The sequence below is a fragment of the Cellulomonas palmilytica genome (assembly GCF_021590045.1).
GTDB lineage: Bacteria > Actinomycetota > Actinomycetes > Actinomycetales > Cellulomonadaceae > Cellulomonas > Cellulomonas palmilytica.
Genome location: NZ_CP062221.1, coordinates 2,357,726 through 2,375,581, shown reverse-complemented (window position 1 = coordinate 2,375,581; position 17,856 = coordinate 2,357,726). Strand labels below are relative to the sequence as shown.

Genomic DNA, 17,856 nt, shown 5'->3' with positions numbered 1-17,856 from the left:
CGTCAGTCGCGGGCGAGGCGCACCACGGCCTGCGCGTCGTCGTCGACGACGAACGCCGCGTGCTCGCCGGCCACGCGCCCCTCGTAGTCGCCGCGCCAGCCGGTGACGGTGACCCGGCCCTCGGCGTCGGTGCGCAGCGTGGTCGGTGCGTGCCACCACTCGCCGCGCACCAGGTCGCGCAGCGCGTGGTAGGCGGGCTTCGGCGTGCCGTCGCGGCGCACGAGCCCGGCGGGGGCACCGAGCCACGCGCCCTCGTCGCCGAGCCCCCAGTACGTCACCGACTGCACCGCGGGGTGCTCGGCGAGCAGCGTGTAGTGCCGCGCGAGCTCGGCGGCCTGGCGCTCCTCCCCCTCGGGCGTCGAGGGCCACGAGTCGACGACGTAGTCGTTGAGGTCGTCGATCTCGGGCGGCATGAGGTGGCCGGACACGAGCGTCGTCTCGGTGAAGTGCAGCGGCAGGCCGAACCGCGAGAAGCGCTCCAGCACGCGGTGCGTCTTCTCCTCGCCCCACCAGCCCTGGTGCATGTGGCTCTGCAGCCCGAGCGCGTCGACCTGGATCCCGGCCTCGAGGACACCCTCGATGAGGCACTCGTACGCGGTCGACATGTCGAAGTCGTTGAGCAGCAGCGTCGCGTTCGGGTTGGCCTCGCGTGCGGTCTCGAACGCGAGCCGGATGGTCTCGATGCGCCCGCGCTGCCACGCGAGCGGGGTGACGGCGTTCTCCTCGGCGCGGAACACGGGCATGATCACGACCTCGTTGATCGCGTCCCACGTGTCGACGAGGCCCGCGAACGCCGTGACGTCGCGCGTGATCCGCTCGCGCGCGATCCGCTCGACCTCCTCCACGGGCCGGCCGAGCAGCCACTGCGGCGCGAGCGTGTGCCACAGCAGCGGGTGCCCCTTGACGCGCACTCCTCGCTCGACGAGCCGGCGCGCGGCCGCCTCGAGCGCCGCGGTGCGCGGACGGCCCTCCTCGGGCTCGAAGTACCGCCAGTAGAACGGCAGCGTCGCGGTGTCGAACAGCCCGTGCCACAGGTCGTCGAGCGGTGGCCGCTCCCCGGGGGCGAGGCGGACCTCGTCGAAGGCGATGCAGCCGAACCCGAACGCGTGCCGCGTCTGCGCGATCACCACGTCTCGGTCCGCGAGCGGGCTGCCGTGCTCGTCCAGCACGGTGAGCACGGTCGAGGTGGTGCGGTGGTCGAGGGCGGCCATGGGTCGATCTCCTTCGTCGGGGGTCGGCGGTCAGGGTAGTGGCGTGCGGGCGACGAGCCGACCACCGACGAGCGCGACCGCTCCCCCGACCACCGCGACGGCGGGCAGCACGAGGAAGGCGGTGTGCACGCCGACGGCGTCGGCGAGCGCGCCGAGCAGGAAGGGGGCGAGCCCGATCGCGAGGCCGCCGGCGAGCGTCGCGCGCGCCTGCGCGGCGTCCTGCGCGCCGGGGGCCGTGGACAGCAGGAGCGCGATCGACAGCGGGTACTGGACGCCGCAGCCGAAGCCGGCGACGACGAGCCCGACGACGGCCACGGTGGACGACGACGCGGTCCACAGCACCGCCCAGCCGAGCACGGTCACGACGAACGAGGCGGCGAGCAGCATCGCGGGGCGCACGCGCAGCGACAGCGGTCCGACGAGGAACCGCACACCGGACAGACCCGCAACGAAGCCGGCGGTCGTGGCCGTCGCGATGCCCGCGCCCGCCGCCGTCTGCTCGCGCACGAGGTCGGTGGACCAGTACGTGGTGATGTTCTCGAGCGCGATCGCCGCGACGACGGCCGCGAGGAAGCACCACGCCGCGCCGGCGGACCGGCGGGTGGTCGGGCTGGCCGGCGCATGCGCGGACCCGGGCCCGTCGGCGAGCTCGTCGGGCAGCGGCTCGACCGGGGCCAGCGCCTCGACCGAGCCGCGGACGGGGACGTCCGCACCCACGGGCGCGAGCGGTCGCCGCACGCGCGCGGCCCGGCCGCGCGGCGTGGCGGGCGGGGTCATCGCACCGCCGACGGGCAGCCGGGACGCTCCCCACGCGGTGAGGACCGTGAGCGCGATCGTCACCGCGACCGCAGGCCGCCACCCCCACCCGATCGCGACGCACGCGCCGGCCGCGAGCGGTCCGACGAGCCCGACGCTCGACCCGACACCGTTCGCCTCGGTCACCGCGGCGGACGCCGCGGGTCCGTGGTGCTGCGCGAGCCCGGCCTGCGACGACGCGATCGCGACGTTCCCGCCGAGCGCGAGCAGCGCCACCGCGGGCAGGCTCACGGCGAGCGAGCGCGCGAGCACGAGCGCCAGGACCCCCGCCGCGACGAGCCCCAGACCGACGACCACGGCGCTGCGCCGCCCCTCGCGCGCCACCAGCCGGGGCGTGACCCAGCTCGCCGCGATCGCGCCCACCGCCATCGCGGTGCCGTGCAGGCCGGCCTGCGCGTCGGAGATGCCGAGCTCGTCGGCGAGGAGCGGGACGCTCGGGTTGAAGCTGTACAGGAACCAGCCCCACGCCACGAAGCACCCGTAGAACGTCCAGGTCAGGCGGTCGCGGCGCACCGGCTGAGGATACGTGTCACCGGCGCGTGCGGCCCGGGACCGTCGTCCGGCGCGTCCGGGCGACGGGGCGGCTGGCTCGCAGACGCGCGACGAGCGTGTCGAGCTCGCGGCGGTACTCCGGCGCCCGCGGGTAGCCGGAGTGCGCGACGACCTGCAGCAGGTACGCGTCGTCGTCGATCTCGCTCGCGGGCGCGTCGACGGGCGATCCCGCGTAGGCGTCGACCGGGAAGCCGATGAAGTCGGTCCGCCGCCACAGGCTGCGCCACCGCACGGCCGCGGACCCGCCGTCGGACGACGTGAGCGAGCCGAGCACCGTCGGCCCCGGCGTCGGACCCGGCTCGGCGGGGGCTTCCTGCTGCCACGGGTCGGCCGCCCACATGCGGGCACCGAGGCTCGGGCGCGTACCGAGCACCGCCGGACCGAACAGCTCGGGGAAGAACCGGCCGAAGTACGCGCGCAGCTGCGTGCCGTACGTCAGCAGACCCACCCGGTGGTCGTGCGGACCGGCCGGGCCGTCCCACCGCGCGAGCAGCGTCGCGACCGCGACGACCCCGCCGAGGCTGTGCGCCGAGAGCAGCACGCGGCGGCGCGCACGCGTCGCGTCGCCACCGGGCAGCGGCGTCCCGTCGTCGCCGAGCCACGCGTCGATGCGCGCCCGGAGCTCGGGCACGACGCGTTCGGCGTAGCACGGCGGCGCGAACGGGTGCGCGGCGCGCGGCAGGAAGCACATGAGGTCCCAGAGCAGCCCCCACGGTCGCGCGAGCGCCTTCTTCGACCCGGCGAGCACGACGCTCGCGACGACGAGGCCGAACGCGGTGACGACCGCCGCACCGGACAGGTCGACCGCGAGCGCCCACAGCGTGCCGAACGGCCCGTCGTACGCGGCGTGCGGGTCGGGCAGCGCGAGCGACCCGACGAGCGCGAGCACGTGCAGCACCGCGAGCGCGCCGACCAGACGCTCCGCGCGCTGCGCGAGCGCTGCTCGTCGTCGGGCCGCCTGCACCGCCCGCTCCTCGCCGGTGGCCGGGTCCGGTCGAGGTCCGCCCGGCACGGCGGGCACGACGCTGTGCCGCAGCGCGGCCGTGCGGAGCCCGAGCACGACCAGCAGGAGGACGAGCAGCAGGACCCCGGCGACGCTCGCGACCGCGAACTGCTCGTACCCCGGCGGGACATGCAGGTGCGCCGCGGACGGGCCCTGCACGACGACCGGGTCGCGCAGCGGGTCCTGCGCCGCGGCCTCGTCGAGCGCCTGCGTGGTCTGCGGCGACAGGCGCTGGTTCTCCGCGGCGGCGGGCGCGTCCAGCCACGCGACCGTCCCGAGCACCGCCGCGGCGCTCAGCACCATCGCGAGCCCGCCCGCGAGCGCGAGCAGCACGGCCGGGCCACGGCCCGACCAGCCTTCGCTCGCGCGCTGCGGACGGCGCCGGCTCACGACCCACGCGACACCGCCGAGGACGACGAGCCCGACGCCGGCCACCGTGCGCCACACGACGCCCCACGTGCCGTCGGACCACAGCACCGCGAGGCCTCCGCTCGCCGCGGTGACCAGGACGAGCGGGACCCAGACGGTGGCGCGCAGGTGCGCGCGGATCCCCACGGCCGCGAGGACGAGCAGCACCATGAGCGCGACGACCGTGCGCGGCAGCGCGTGCAGCCCGAGGAACGGGGGGGACGCGGCGTCCGCGGGGCGCAGCGGCTCGTCGCCCGAGAGCGCGACCGCCGTGACCACCCAGCCGAGCAGCGCGAGCGAGGCGAGCAGGAGCAGCACCTCCGCCGTGCGCGGGACGCGCACCTCGGCGGCGAGGGTCGAGCCTCCGCTGCGCAGCGGGTCGAGCCGCAGCCGGCCCGTGCGCCAGGCCGCCAGCGCGACGACCACGCCCGCCGCGAGCACGGCCAGCGCCCACGGCAGGCGCCCGTCGTGCGCCCACACCGCGGCGTCGAGGCACCCGCGCGTCCCGAAGCCGTCGGAGCGCGTGCACTGCGGCACGTCCCGGTACAGGTAGTGCCACGACACGAGCCCCGCGAGCGTCGCGAACGCGGCCGCGAGGTGCGCGAACCACTGCACCGACGACCGGCGCGCGTGCGTCCAGAACCCCGGTCGCGCCAGCAGCGGCCACCGCCCGCGCGAGCCGAGGCGCTCGCCCTCGGCCAGCCCGCGCGCCTTCGTCGTCGACATGCGCCGCTCGTACCGCAGCCGCCCCGTCGAGCCCGCAGCCGCGAGCACCACGAGCACCACAGCGGTCAGGCCGACGAGCGCCGCCGTGCGTCCGCCCGTGGACCAGCGGGCCGCGGCGTCGGTCCACCCCGGCAGCGCCGCGCAGACCTGCACGTACGTGACCTCGCCCGACGTCACGCGCGGACCGTAGCACTGCGCGGCGACGACGCCGAGCGTGACGGTGGAGACCGTCGCGAGCCACAGCAGCGTCAGGAGCAGCCCGAACAGCCGCACGAGGCCGCCGCCCGCCGACGACCGACGCCCGTGCGGCTCGTCCGCGTCCCGGGACCAGTACGCGACGTTGGCGAGGCCGAACGGGACGATCAGCACCCACAGCGCTCGCACGACCCCGGCGACGACCCCGCTCACGCGCCCGAGGCCGGGCACCGCCGACAGCCGGGCCATCGCACCCCACGAGTACGCCTCCCGACGCACGCCGGGCGGCACCTCGCGCGGGTCACCCGCACGTCTCGGGACCGCCGCGGCAGCCGCCGTCGGGGTCCAGAAGCTGCCGAGCTCGTCGCCGTCGACCTGCTCGACCTGTCCGGGCGCGAGCTCGAGCATGCTCGCCGGCGGGGTGTTCGCCACGCCGTGCACCCGCAGCTCGAGCACGTCGGGCGTCTCGTGCTCGGTCGTCCCGCGCCGCCACCGGTGCACGCTCGCCCCCTCTCCGGCGGCCGCCCCCTGCCGCCGTCGCAGGCCGACCCTAGCCACCCTCGGGCAGCGGCGGCCACGCCCGTCTCGTCCCGGTTCGCGCCAGTCTCCCGCGCCGCGCCCGGTGCCGCTCGGCCCGACGCGCGACGAGGCCCGGGACGCGGCGTGCGTCCCGGGCCTCGTGCGTCAGGTCAGGCTGCCGCGCAGGTCGCGCTCAGCCCGGAACCGGATCCCGAGCCGAGGAACCCGGCCGACGCGGTCTGGCCGGAGGCCAGCTTGCCGTTCCACTCCGCATTCGAGATCACGTTGCCGGAGGCGGTCCCGCCCCAGGCCTGCGTGATGGTCCCGCCGTTGACGGTGACCTTCCAGCCGTTGACCCCGCCGGACCCGGCCGTGACGACCACGTCCGCGACGTAGCCGCCGGACCAGCTCGAGCTGACCTTCACGGTCGCGGTGCAGGCGCCCGTCGGGTTCTGCGTCGGCTCGTCGGTCGGCTCGTCCGTCGGCTCGTCCGTCGGCTCGTCCGTCGGCTCGTCCGTCGGGTCGTCTGTGGGCTCGTCCGTCGGGTCCTCCGTGGGCTCCTCGGTCGGGTCGGTCTCGCCGCCCTCACCGATGATGATGTCGCTGCACAGGTAGTACGGCTGGTCGAGGTGGCTCGCCTGCCAGATCGTGTACAGCACGGCCCGGCCGCTGCGGTTCGGCAGCGAGACGTCGGTCTGGTACAGGCCGGTCGTCGGGTACGAGCCGGTGGTCTTCACCAGGTCGAGCGAACCCCATGTGAGGGCCTGCGTGGTCGGGTCGAAGCCCGGCTTCGTGACGTAGATCTTCAGGTAGTCGGCCCCGTGCTTCGCGCCGTCCGTCAGGGTCAGGCGGAACGAGTTCGGCACCCGCGTCGCCGTCCATGCGCCGACCGTGTCCATCGACTTGTACAGGCCGTTCTGCGTGCGGCCGCCGCTGCAGAGCTGCCCGTCGGGGATCACGGCCTGGTGCTGGCCGCCGACGTTCTCGCGGAACAGGCCGTTCCAGTTCCACATCGCGTTCGGGTTGTCCTGGAACGCCTGCCAGCACATCGGGTCGTCCGTCGCCATCTGGGGGTTGAGGTGGTCGTCGCCCCACCGCTCCCAGCAGCTGTAGTTGCGGGTCGGCGGGTCGGTGACCGAGCCGTGCGCGCTCGCCGACGGAGCCGCCAGCGTCAGGGCGCCCAGGCCCAGGGCGAGGGCCATCGGAACGGCCAGGGCGGCGCGGCCGACACGGCGCAGGAGACCTCGTCGGGCGGGTGGTGCGGACGATCGCATCGTTCCTCCAGGGGGAGTCGGTGCCCCGCGGCAGGCCGCCACGATGTGGCCCGGCGCGCGGGCGCGGTCGCCACCACCGTCCCCATCCGCGACCTGGGTGAACAACGCCCGAAACGGTTCATGCCGACACGCGGACGTGGATACGCGTCGGCAGCGCCCTTTCGGTCCGCCGGTCAGGCCTCGTCCGTCGCCGCGGCGGCGAACTGGCTCTGGTAGAGCCGCGCGTACGCGCCGCCCGCGGCGAGCAGCTCGTCGTGCGTGCCCTGCTCGACGATCGACCCGTGCTCCATGACGAGGATCGCGTCCGCGTCCCGGATGGTCGACAGCCGGTGCGCGATGACGAACGACGTGCGCCCCGCGCGCAGCGCGTTCATCGCGCGCTGCACGAGCACCTCGGTGCGGGTGTCGACCGACGAGGTCGCCTCGTCGAGGATGAGGATCGCCGGGTCGGACAGGAACGCGCGCGCGATCGTCAGGAGCTGCTTCTCCCCCGCCGAGACGCCCGTGCCCTCGTCGTCGATCACCGTGTCGTACCCGTCGGGCAGCGTCCGCACGAACCGGTCGACGTGCGTCGCCTCGGCCGCCGCCACCACCTGCTCGCGGGTCGCGCCGTCCACGCCGTACGCGAGGTTCTCCTCGATCGTGCCGCCGAACAGCCACGTGTCCTGCAGCACCATGCCCGTCTGGCGGCGCAGCTCGTCACGCGTCAGGTCGCGCGTGTCGACGCCGTCGAGCGTGATCCGACCCGCGTCGATCTCGTAGAACCGCATGAGCAGGTTGACGAGCGTCGTCTTGCCCGCACCGGTGGGGCCGACGATCGCGACCGTGTGGCCCGGCTCCGCCACGAGCGACAGGTCGGTGATGAGCGGCGCGTCGGGCGAGTACGAGAACGCGACGTGCTCGAACTCGACGCGTCCGCGCACGGGTCGCGGCAGGCGCGCGGGCACCTGCAGGTCGGGCTCCTGCTCCGGGGCGTCCAGCAGCTCGTACACCCGCTCGACGGAGGCGACACCCGACTGCAGGAGGTTGGCCATGCTCGCGAGCTGCGTGATCGGCTGGGTGAACTGGCGCGAGTACTGGATGAACGCCTGGACGTCGCCGAGCGTCATCGACCCGGACGCCACCCGCAGGCCGCCGACGACCGCGACGATGACGTAGTTGAGGTTCGACAGGAACCCGAGAGCCGGCTGGATCGTGCCGGAGATGAACTGCGCGCGCCGGCTCGAGTCGTAGAGCGCCTCGTTGCGCTCCGTGAACGTCGCCACCGCGTCGTCGGAGCGGTTGAACACCTGCACGAGCGTGTGCCCGGTGAACATCTCCTCGATGTGCGCGTTGACCTGCCCGGTGTACGTCCACTGCTCGATGAACCGCGGTCGCGAGCGCCGCGCGATGAGCGCGGCCACGAGCATCGACGCCGGCACGGTCACGAGCGCCACGACCGCGAGCAGCGGCGAGATCCAGAACATCATCGCGAGCACGCCGACGACCGTCAGGAGCGAGGTGATCACCTGGCTGAGCGTCTGCTGCAGGGTCTGGGCGACGTTGTCGATGTCGTTGGTCACGCGCGAGAGCAGCTCGCCGCGCGGCTGGCCGTCGACGTAGCTCAGCGGGACGCGCGAGAGCTTCGCCTCGACGTCGGCGCGCAGCCGCAGCACGGTGCGCTGCACCACGCCCGCGGTCATGCGCCCCTGCGCCCAGCCGAACAGGAACGAGCCGACGTACACCGCGAGCACGATCAGCAGGACCGAGCCCAGGCGGTCGAAGTCCACGCCCTGCCCGGGCACCACCTGCATGCCGGAGACCATGTCCGCGAGCTGGTCCTGCCCCTGCGCGCGCAGCCCCGCGACCGCCTCGTCCTGCGAGACGCCCGCGGGCAGCATCGAGCCGACGACGCCCTCGAACAGCACGTCCGTCGCCGTGCCGAGCAGCTTGGGCCCGACGACCGCGAGCACCACCGACGCGACGCCGAGGACCACGACCGCCACGAGCCGCACGCGCTCGGGCCGCAGGTCGCGCAGGAACCGCCGACCGGACGTGCGGAAGTTCATGGACTTCTCGCCCGGCATGCCCATCCCGCCGCCCATCGGGCCGTGCCCGGGACCGGGACGCCGCGGGCCGGCCGGACGCGCGGCGGCCGCGGGCGCGCCCGGGGCCGTGGTCGGGGCCACCGGACGGCCCGCTGCCGCGTTCACGCCGCCTCCTGCGCGCTGAGCTGGGAGTACACGATCTCCTGGTAGGTCGCGTTCGTCGCGAGCAGCTCGTCGTGCGTGCCCTGCCCGACCACGCGTCCCTCGTCGAGCACGACGATGTGCTCGGCGTGCCGGATCGTCGCGACGCGCTGCGCGACCACGAGCACGCCCGCGTCGCGCGTCTCGGGCACCAGCGCGGCACGCAGCGCGGCGTCGGTGGCGTAGTCGAGCGCCGAGAACGAGTCGTCGAACAGGTACACGCGCGGCCGGGCCGCGAGCGCCCTCGCGATGGCGAGGCGCTGGCGCTGCCCGCCCGAGACGTTCGTGCCGCCCTGCGCGATCGCCGCGTCGAGCCCGCCGGGCATCGCCTCGACGAACTCGCGTGCCTGCGCGACCTCGAGCGCGTGCCACAGCTCGTCGTCGTCCGCCCCCGGTGCGCCGTACCCGAGGTTGGAGCGCACCGTCCCGGCGAACAGGTACGGCTTCTGCGGGACCAGGCCGATCTGCGCCCACAGCTCGGGCAGCGCGACGTCGCGCACGTCGACCCCGCCGAGCAGCACCTGCCCGTCCGTGACGTCGTAGAGCCGGGGCACGAGGTTGAGCAGCGTCGACTTGCCCGAGCCCGTCGAGCCGATGATCGCCGTGGTCCGGCCCGGCTCGACCACCAGGTCGACGTCCTCGAGCACGGCCCGCTCGGCACCCGGGTACCGGAACTCGACGCCGCGCAGCTCGAGCCGGGCACGGGCCCGCCCGTCGGCGGGCAGCGGCACCGGCGCGACCGGCGGCAGCACGCTCGTCGTCGTGTCGAGCACCTCACCGACGCGTCCCGCCGCGACGACCGCGCGCGGGAACATGACGAACATCATCGTGCTCATCATCACGGCGATGAGGATGTACGCGAGGTACGACAGGAACGCGGTGAGCTGGCCGATCTGCATCGCGCCGTCCGCGACGCGGTGCCCGCCGAACCACAGGACCGACGTGCTCGTCACGTTGAGCACCAGCATGACCGCGGGGAACATCAGCGCCATGAGCTGACCGGTACGCAGCGACGTGTCGTACAGCGCGCGGTTGGCGTCGTCGAACCTCGCGGCCTCGCGGTCCTCCCGGACGAAGGCGCGCACCACGCGCACGCCCGCGATCTGCTCGCGCAGCACGCGGTTGATCGCGTCGATGCGCTTCTGCATGACCCGGAAGTACGGGATCATCCGCGACACGATCGACGCGATGACGACCCCGAGCACGGGCACCGCGACCAGCAGCACCCAGGACAGCCCGAGGTCCTCCTGCAACGCCATGACCACGCCGCCGACGAGCATGATCGGCGCCATCAGCACGAACGTGAACGTCATGAGCGCGACCATCTGGATCTGCTGCACGTCGTTGGTGGTGCGCGTGATCAGCGTCGGTGCGCCGAACTGCCCGAGCTCGCGCGCGGAGAACGTCTGCACGTGCGCGAACAGCCGGCGACGCAGGTCACGTCCGAAGCCCGTCGCGGCGTACGAGCCGTACCAGACCGCGCCGATCGACGTGACGACCTGCACGAGGCTCACGACGAGCATGACGCCGCCGAGCCGCATGATCGTGTCGGTGTCCCCCTGCGCCACGCCGTCGTCGATGATCCGCGCGTTGAGGCTCGGCAGGTAGAGCGTCGCGAGCGTCTGCACGAGCTGCAGGACGACGACGGCCGTCACCGCGCCCGAGTACGGGCGCAGGTGCTCCTTCAGCAGCCGGTTGAGCATCGACGCTCCTCACGTCCCGGGGGCACACCCGGCCGGGGCCCGCGCACGCGCGGGGACCGACCACGTCCCCGCCACGCTAGGTGACTGCAGGCTGCAGGTGAACGGAGTTCGCCCTCAGCGCACAGCACGACACCCCCGCCGCGGACGGGTCCGGACGGGGGTGCGCGTTCGGGGTGTGCGTTCGAGGTGTGCGTTCGAGGTGCGCGTGCGGCGGGCCTCAGCCCTGGTCGCGCGGCTGCGGCGGTGCGGGCGGCTCGTCGCGCGGCGGCGCCGGCGGGGTCGCCTGCGGCGGCACGGGCGGCGTCGCCTGCGGCGGGACCGGCGGGGTGGGCGGGGTCGCAGGACGCGGCGGGACCGCCGCACCGCCCGGGTGCTGCCCGAGCTCGGCGGCCGGGTCGAACGGACGGCCCGACAGTGTGCCGGCGCTCGTCGCGTCGGCCGTCGCGGCCGCGGACTCGCGCCGGGCCTCGGCGAGCGCCTCGGCCGGGTCGGTGAGCGTCACGGGCGGCAGGTCGTCGTCCGCGAGCGGCGACTCCCCCGCGGGACGCTCCGAGCCCGTGGCGCCCGGGGCCGGCCACCCGCCGAACCCCTTGGCCATCTGCCCGAGCGCGCCCGTGAGCTCGGCGGGCAGGAACCACATCTTGTTCGACGGGTAGGCCGCGATCTTCGGCAGCGTCTGCAGGTACTGGTACGCGAGCAGCTTGGGGTCGGCGTCGCCACGGTGCACGGCGTCGAACACCTGCAGGATCGCGCGAGCCTCACCCTCGGCGCGCAGGATCGCGGACTGCGCCTCGCCCTCCGCCCTCAGGATCGCCGACTGCTTCTCGCCCTCGGCCGTGAGGATCTGCGACTGCTTGACGCCCTCGGCCGTGAGGATCGCCGCACGGCGGTCACGCTCGGCACGCATCTGCTGCTCCATCGAGCCCTGCACGGACGCGGGCGGGTCGATGGCCTTGAGCTCGACGCGGTTCACGCGGATGCCCCACTTGCCGGTCGCCTCGTCGAGGACGCCGCGCAGCTGGCCGTTGATCTGGTCGCGGCTCGTGAGCGTCTGCTCGAGGTCCATCGAGCCGATGACGTTGCGCAGCGTGGTGACGGTGAGCTGCTCGATACCCGTGATGTAGTTCGCGATCTCGTAGACCGCGTCCTTCGGGGACGTCACCTGGAAGTAGATGACGGTGTCGATGCTCACCACGAGGTTGTCGGACGTGATCACGGGCTGCGGCGGGAACGAGACGACCTGCTCGCGCAGGTCGACGCTCGCGCGCACGCGGTCGATGAACGGGATCAGCAGGTGCAGGCCCGCGTCCAGCGTGCGGCTGTAGCGGCCGAGCCGCTCGACGATGACCGCGACCGCCTGCGGCACGATCCGCACCGACCGGAACAGCGCGACGAGCACGAAGATCAGGACGAGCCCGCCCACGACGATCAACGCGAGCTGGCCGACGTCGGTGGTGGTGTCCTCGCTCATGGAGCCTCCTGGGTCCGTGGGGGTCTGGCCGGTTCGGGTGCCGCGTCAGGCGCGCGGCGTGGGGACGACGACCGCGGTGGCGCCGTCGATGCGCGTGACGGTGACCGCGGTCCCGGGCGGCAGGGCGTCCAGGTCGGTGGTCCGGGCGCTCCACACCTCGCCCGCGAGCTTGACCCGGCCCGTCTCGCCCGTGACGGTCGCGATGACGACGGCGTCACGCCCGACGAGCGCGGACGCGTTGGTCTCGACGAGCGGCGTACGGCGGCGCAGGTGCCGCAGCAGCCACGGCCGCAGCGTGACGAGCAGCAGCACCGAGACGACGGCCGCGATGACGATCTGCGCCCACAGCGGCGCTCCGGCCGCGCTGGCGATCCCGCCTGCGAGTGCCCCGCCCGCGGTCATGATGAAGACGAGCTCGAGCGAGAGCATCTCGAGGATGCCGAGCACCAGGGCGCTGCCGACCCACCAGAGCCACTCCACCGCGCGCACCTCCCGATCGTCGTCGTGCACCGATCCTATGCACACGCTTGACGGTCTTGTGAGGTTTCGCGCCGGTCCCTCGGTTCGTCTCCTCGGTTCGTCGCCCGGTCCGGGACCGAGACGAGGGCCGGTCAGGCGAGCGACGCGGCGCGCGCGGACCAGCGGCCCGCGTGGCGGTCGAGCAGGAGGTCGAGGCCGAACGCGCCCGACAGCTGCTCGGCGGTGAGGACCTCGTCGATCGGGCCCGACGCGTGCACCGCGCCGTCCCGCAGCAGCAGCAGGTGCGTGAAGCCCGGCGGGATCTCCTCCACGTGGTGCGTCACGAGCACCAGGACGGGCGAACGGCGGTCGTCGGCCAGCTCGGCGAGCGCGGCGACGAGCTCCTCGCGGCCGCCCAGGTCCAGGCCCGCGGCGGGCTCGTCGAGCAGCAGCAGCTCGGGATCCGCCATGAGCGCACGCGCGATCTGCACGCGCTTGCGCTCGCCCTCGCTGAGGGTGCCGAAGTACCGGTCACCGAGGTGCTCGACGCCGAACGCGCGCAGCAGGTCGGTCGCGCGCGTCTCGTCGAGGTCCTCGTACTCCTCGCGCCAGCGTCCCGTCATGCCGTACGCCGCGGTCAGCACGACGTCGCGCACGAGCTCACCCGTGGGGATCTTGTCCGCGAGCGCGGAGCTCGACAGCCCGATGCGGGGCCGCAGCTCGAACACGTCGACGCTGCCGAGCCGGCTGCCGAGCAGCTGCGCCGAGCCGCTCGTGGGGTGCATGCGCCCCGAGGCGACCTGCAGGAGCGTCGTCTTGCCCGCGCCGTTGCGCCCCAGGACGACCCAGCGCTCGCCCTCGCGGACCGTCCACGACACGCCGTCGAGGATCGTCGTCGTCCCCCGTCTGATCGTCACGTCCTGGAGGTCGAGCACGTCGGTCATGGCACGACCCTAACGTTCGCGCACCCGTTGCCGCGCACACGCCCCGCGCGTGACGGTCGGCACACCGGTGCGGCGACGCCCGGCCGGGTGACCTGCGAGCGGGCGCCGGCCCCGCGCGACGCCCCTCGCGGCGCGCCCGCCGCGGCACGCCGTACCGTGGGCGGGTGCCCGACCTGGACCTGCCCCGTGGTGTCGTGCTCGCGCTGTGGCTCGCAGCGGGCGCGGCACGCCGTGCCCCGTCCGACGCCGCGCTGCGCGGTGTGCAGGCCGACGACGAGCCGCACGAGGTCGTCGACAGGACCGGCGCGCGTCTCGACCTGGCCGAGGCGGTGCGGTCCTGGACGGCGCCCGACCTCGACGTCGTCGCGCTGCTGCCGGCGCCGGGCGACGTCGCGGGCGTGCCCGCCGCGGTGAGCGCCGCGGCGCTCGACGCGCGCGAGGTCGTCCTGCTGCGCGCGGCCGGCCGCAGCCTCGCGCTCGTCCCGGAGGTCACCACGTTCGGCTCGGCGCTCGAGCCGGGCCACCTGGTCACGTGGCACGAGACCGAGGTGCCCGACTGGACGCTCGCGGTGCAGGCGCTCGGCACCCTCGAGGACGCCGACCGCGGTCTGCGGCGCGGGCTCGCGGACGTCACGGACGCGCTCGTGCGCCTCGACGTCGCGCACTGGGACGACGAGCACGCGGCGCACGTCGTCGCGCTGCGTGACGCGGGCGTGCCCACGTGGCGGCTGCCGGACCGCCTGGACGCGCGGCGCGCACGCATCCTCGCGAGCGCCGCCCGGCTGCTCGCGATCGTCGACCTCGCCGCGCGCGACGACGGCGGCGCGGTCAACCTGTGGCAGGCCGACCAGCGCACCGCGGCGCTGCGCGACGTCGACCGCCTCGCGCGGCGCGCGCTGTCGGCCGCGACGTTCGCGGGGCCCGCGTCGGGACCCGCGTCGGGACCCGGTGGCGGCGCGCGGTAGCGGCCCGGGGCTCAGGCCAGCACGCGCCGGTAGACCTCGAGCGTGCTCTCGGCGACCGCGGCCCACGAGAAGTGGTCCTCGACGCGCCGGCGCGCCGCGACGCCCCAGCGCCGTGCGCGCTCGACGTCGGTCACGGCCTCGGTGAGCGCGGCGGCGAGGTCGGCGACGAACCGCTCGGGGTCGCGCGGCGTGCCCGTGCCGTCCTGCACCTGGTCGATCGGGACGAGCCAGCCCGTCACGCCGTCGTCCACGACCTCGGGGATGCCGCCGGTCGCGGTCCCGACGACGGGCAGCCCGACGGCCATCGCCTCGAGGTTGACGATGCCCAGCGGCTCGTAGACCGAGGGGCAGACGAACACGGTCGACGCGGCCAGCACCGCGACCAGGTCCTCGCGCGGCAGCATCTGCTCGATCCACACCACGCCCGTGCGCCGCTCGCGCAGCGCCTGGACCAGCCCGGTGACCTCGGCGGCGATCTCGGGGGTGTCCGGCGCGCCGGCGCACAGCACGAGCTGCACGTCGGCCGGCAGCGACTCGGCGGCCCGCAGCAGGTACGGCAGGCCCTTCTGGCGCGTGATGCGCCCGACGAACACCACGGCGGGCCGCGCGGGGTCGATGCCCAGGGCGCGCACGGTCGCGTCAGCCCTCGCGAGCGCGTCGTCGGCCGTCGGGCGGCGCCACGCGGCGAGGTCGATGCCGTTGTGCACGACGTGCACGCGGTCGGGGTCGACGGCCGGGTAGCTGCGCAGGATGTCCTCGCGCATCCCGCCGGAGACCGCGATGACGCCGGCGGCGCTCTCGTACGCGGTGCGCTCGACCCAGCTCGACACGGCGTACCCGCCGCCGAGCTGCTCGGCCTTCCACGGCCGCAGCGGCTCGAGGCTGTGCGCGGTCAGGACGTGCGGCACGTCGTGCAGCAGGCTCGCGAGGTGCCCGGCGAGGTTGGCGTACCAGGTGTGGGAGTGCACCAGGTCGGTCGCGACGTCGTCCTCGCCCACGCCCGCGCCGATGCCCGCGACGATCTCCAGGTCGACGCCGAGCGTCTGCAGCGCGGCGTTCGTGCCGGACAGCCCGCCGGGCACCGCGTACCCGTGCACGCCCTGCTCGCGCGACGCGTCGTCGCGCGGCCCGTCGAAGCAGTGCACACGCACGTCGACGCTGACCCGCAGGACAGCCGCGAGCTCCGCGACATGGACCCCGGCTCCGCCGTAGACGTGCGGGGGGTACTCCCGGGTGAGCATGTCGACGCGCACTGACGACCTCCGTGGACGGGTGGCCCGGTCAACCGCGGGCCGTGATGCGCGACACGCTAGCGCGTGAAGTGCCGCTGGCCTCGCTCGCACCGCCCGTCGGGCCTAGGGTTCGGGGCATGGCACAACCGCGCGTCCTGGCCATCGTCCTCGCAGGTGGCGAGGGCAAGCGACTCATGCCGCTCACGGCCCACCGGGCGAAGCCGGCCGTCCCGTTCGGCGGGATCTACCGGCTCATCGACTTCGCCCTGTCCAACGTCATCAACTCCCACTACCTGCACGTCATCGTGCTGACGCAGTACAAGTCCCACAGCCTGGACCGGCACGTCTCGAAGACGTGGCGCATGTCGGCCCTGCTGGGCAACTACGTCGCCGCCGTGCCCGCGCAGCAGCGCGTCGGCAAGCACTGGTACCTCGGCTCGGCCGACGCGATCTACCAGTGCCTGAACATCATCGACGACGAGCGCCCCGACATCGTGGTCGTGGTCGGCGCCGACCACGTGTACCGCATGGACTTCTCCCAGATGGTGCAGGCGCACGTCGAGTCGGGCGCCGAGCTCACGGTCGCGGGCATCCGCCAGCCGCTCGACGAGGCCGACCAGTTCGGCGTCATCGAGACGCAGGCGGACGACCCGACCCGCATCAAGGCGTTCCGCGAGAAGCCGACCGACGCCGTCGGCCTGGCCGACTCGCCGCACGAGGTCCTCGCGTCGATGGGCAACTACGTGATCGACGCGGACGCGCTGCGCCACGCCGTCTCGGTGGACGCCGAGGACGTGAACTCGCGTCACGACATGGGCGGCGACATCGTCCCGTGGTTCGTCGAGCGCGGGACCGCGGGCGTGTACGACTTCATCCGCAACGACGTGCCGGGCTCGACGCCGCGCGACCGCGACTACTGGCGCGACGTCGGGACGCTCGACGCGTTCTACGAGGCGAACATCGACCTCATCGCGGTCGAGCCGGTGTTCAACCTCTACAACGACGAGTGGCCGCTGCACACCGGGTACACGGGCCTGCCGCCCGCGAAGTTCGTGCACGCGGGCGCGGGGCGCCTCGGGCACGCGGCGGACTCGATCGTCTCCCCTGGTGTCGTGGTGTCGGGCGCGACGGTGTCCGGCTCGGTGCTGTCGCCGGGCATCCGCCTGCACTCGTGGGCGCAGGTCACGGACTCGGTGCTGATGGACGGCGTGCAGGTCAGCCGGTACGCGCAGGTGCACCGCGCGATCCTCGACAAGAACGTGATCGTGCCCGAGCGGGCGCGCATCGGGCTGGACCACGAGCACGACCGCGCGCGCGGTTTCACGGTCACCGAGTCGGGCCTCACGGTCGTCCCGAAGGGCTCCGTCATCACGGACTGAACCCGGTCCGTACCCGCGCGGGCCACCGGTCGCCCGCGCGGGTGCGTCACCGTGGACGGCCGGGGTCCTGACGAGCGCCGCTCGGTACCCTGCACGCCGTGACGAACCCTGCCGCCGGCCTGCTCGTGATGGACGTCGACTCCACGCTCATCACGGGCGAGGTGATCGAGATGCTCGCCGCGCACGCCGGCTCGCTCGAGCTCGTCACCGAGATCACCGAGCGCGCGATGCGCGGTGAGCTGGACTTCGCGGCGTCGCTGCACGAGCGCGTCGCGACGCTCGCGGGGCTGCCGGTCACGGTGCTCGCGGACGTGCGCGCGCAGATGGAGCTCTCCCCCGGCGCGCGCGAGCTCGTCTCCGCGGTGCAGCAGCGCGGCTGGGTGGTCGGCCTCGTCTCGGGCGGGTTCGTCGAGCTCGTGCGACCGCTCGCCGCGACGCTCGGCATCACGCTCGTGCGCGCCAACGCGCTTGAGGTCGCCGACGGACGGCTCACGGGCCGGGTCACGGGTGCCGTGGTGGACCGTGCCGCCAAGGCGGTCGCGCTGCGCGACTACGCGGCGAGCGTCGGGGTCGACCTCGCGCGCACGGTCGCGATCGGCGACGGCGCGAACGACCTCGACATGCTCGCGACCGCCGGGTTCGGCATCGCGTTCAACGCCAAGCCGGTCGTGCAGCAGCACGCGGACGCGACGATCGACGGTCGGCTCGACGCCGCGCTCGCGCTCGCCCCGTTCGCCTGAGCAGGTCGGTCGCACGCGACGCCCGCCGCGC

13 protein-coding genes are annotated in these 17,856 nt (G+C 74.3%); 3 read left to right on the top strand and 10 right to left on the bottom strand.

Going from position 1 to position 17,856, the window contains the following annotated elements; translation table 11 throughout:
• Nucleotides 1-2: 2 nt before the first annotated feature.
• The 9 genes from F1D97_RS10800 to F1D97_RS10760 form a co-directional block, all read right to left on the bottom strand.
• Entirely contained in the window at nucleotides 3-1,211 is a 1,209-nt protein-coding gene (locus F1D97_RS10800; RefSeq protein ID WP_236120517.1) for an endo-1,4-beta-xylanase, read from the bottom strand.
• Between the two features lie 30 nt (nucleotides 1,212-1,241).
• A complete protein-coding gene (locus tag F1D97_RS10795; RefSeq protein ID WP_236120516.1) occupies nucleotides 1,242-2,540 on the bottom strand; it encodes an MFS transporter in 1,299 nt (432 codons plus the stop codon).
• A gap of 16 nt (nucleotides 2,541-2,556) precedes the next feature.
• Nucleotides 2,557-5,412 (bottom strand): hypothetical protein, encoded by a 2,856-nt coding sequence (locus tag F1D97_RS10790; protein ID WP_236120515.1) that lies wholly within the window; start codon nucleotides 5,410-5,412, stop codon nucleotides 2,557-2,559.
• 188 nt (nucleotides 5,413-5,600) lie between these two features.
• Nucleotides 5,601-6,632, bottom strand: a complete 1,032-nt coding sequence (locus F1D97_RS10785; protein ID WP_236120514.1) for a lytic polysaccharide monooxygenase — start codon at nucleotides 6,630-6,632, stop codon at nucleotides 5,601-5,603.
• A 245-nt stretch (nucleotides 6,633-6,877) separates the two neighbouring features.
• Nucleotides 6,878-8,788 carry an ABC transporter ATP-binding protein gene (locus tag F1D97_RS10780; RefSeq protein ID WP_236123571.1) on the bottom strand — a complete coding sequence of 637 codons (1,911 nt, stop codon included), beginning with the start codon at nucleotides 8,786-8,788 and terminating at the stop codon, nucleotides 6,878-6,880.
• A 104-nt stretch (nucleotides 8,789-8,892) separates the two neighbouring features.
• On the bottom strand, nucleotides 8,893-10,635 hold the full coding sequence (locus F1D97_RS10775; RefSeq protein WP_236120513.1) for an ABC transporter ATP-binding protein: 1,743 nt from the start codon (nucleotides 10,633-10,635) through the stop codon (nucleotides 8,893-8,895).
• 217 nt (nucleotides 10,636-10,852) lie between these two features.
• Nucleotides 10,853-12,106, bottom strand: a complete 1,254-nt coding sequence (locus F1D97_RS10770) for an SPFH domain-containing protein (RefSeq protein WP_236120512.1) — start codon at nucleotides 12,104-12,106, stop codon at nucleotides 10,853-10,855.
• Nucleotides 12,107-12,151: 45 nt separating this feature from the next.
• Complete coding sequence (locus F1D97_RS10765; RefSeq protein ID WP_236120511.1) at nucleotides 12,152-12,586, bottom strand: NfeD family protein; 435 nt, start codon at nucleotides 12,584-12,586, stop codon at nucleotides 12,152-12,154.
• A gap of 131 nt (nucleotides 12,587-12,717) precedes the next feature.
• A complete protein-coding gene (locus F1D97_RS10760) occupies nucleotides 12,718-13,509 on the bottom strand; it encodes an ABC transporter ATP-binding protein (protein WP_236120510.1) in 792 nt (263 codons plus the stop codon).
• Between the two features lie 164 nt (nucleotides 13,510-13,673).
• Here F1D97_RS10760 and F1D97_RS10755 point away from each other — a divergent pair, with 164 nt between their 5' ends.
• On the top strand, nucleotides 13,674-14,474 hold the full coding sequence (locus tag F1D97_RS10755; RefSeq protein ID WP_236120509.1) for a hypothetical protein: 801 nt from the start codon (nucleotides 13,674-13,676) through the stop codon (nucleotides 14,472-14,474).
• An 11-nt stretch (nucleotides 14,475-14,485) separates the two neighbouring features.
• Here F1D97_RS10755 and glgA read toward each other — a convergent pair whose 3' ends face one another.
• Entirely contained in the window at nucleotides 14,486-15,727 is a 1,242-nt protein-coding gene (gene glgA, locus F1D97_RS10750) for a glycogen synthase (RefSeq protein WP_236120508.1), read from the bottom strand.
• 116 nt (nucleotides 15,728-15,843) lie between these two features.
• Between glgA and glgC the strand changes: the two genes are divergently transcribed.
• Nucleotides 15,844-17,085, top strand: a complete 1,242-nt coding sequence (gene glgC / locus F1D97_RS10745; protein ID WP_236120507.1) for a glucose-1-phosphate adenylyltransferase — start codon at nucleotides 15,844-15,846, stop codon at nucleotides 17,083-17,085.
• Between the two features lie 128 nt (nucleotides 17,086-17,213).
• Complete coding sequence (gene serB / locus F1D97_RS10740) at nucleotides 17,214-17,825, top strand: phosphoserine phosphatase SerB (protein WP_236123570.1); 612 nt, start codon at nucleotides 17,214-17,216, stop codon at nucleotides 17,823-17,825.
• Nucleotides 17,826-17,856 lie beyond the last annotated feature (31 nt).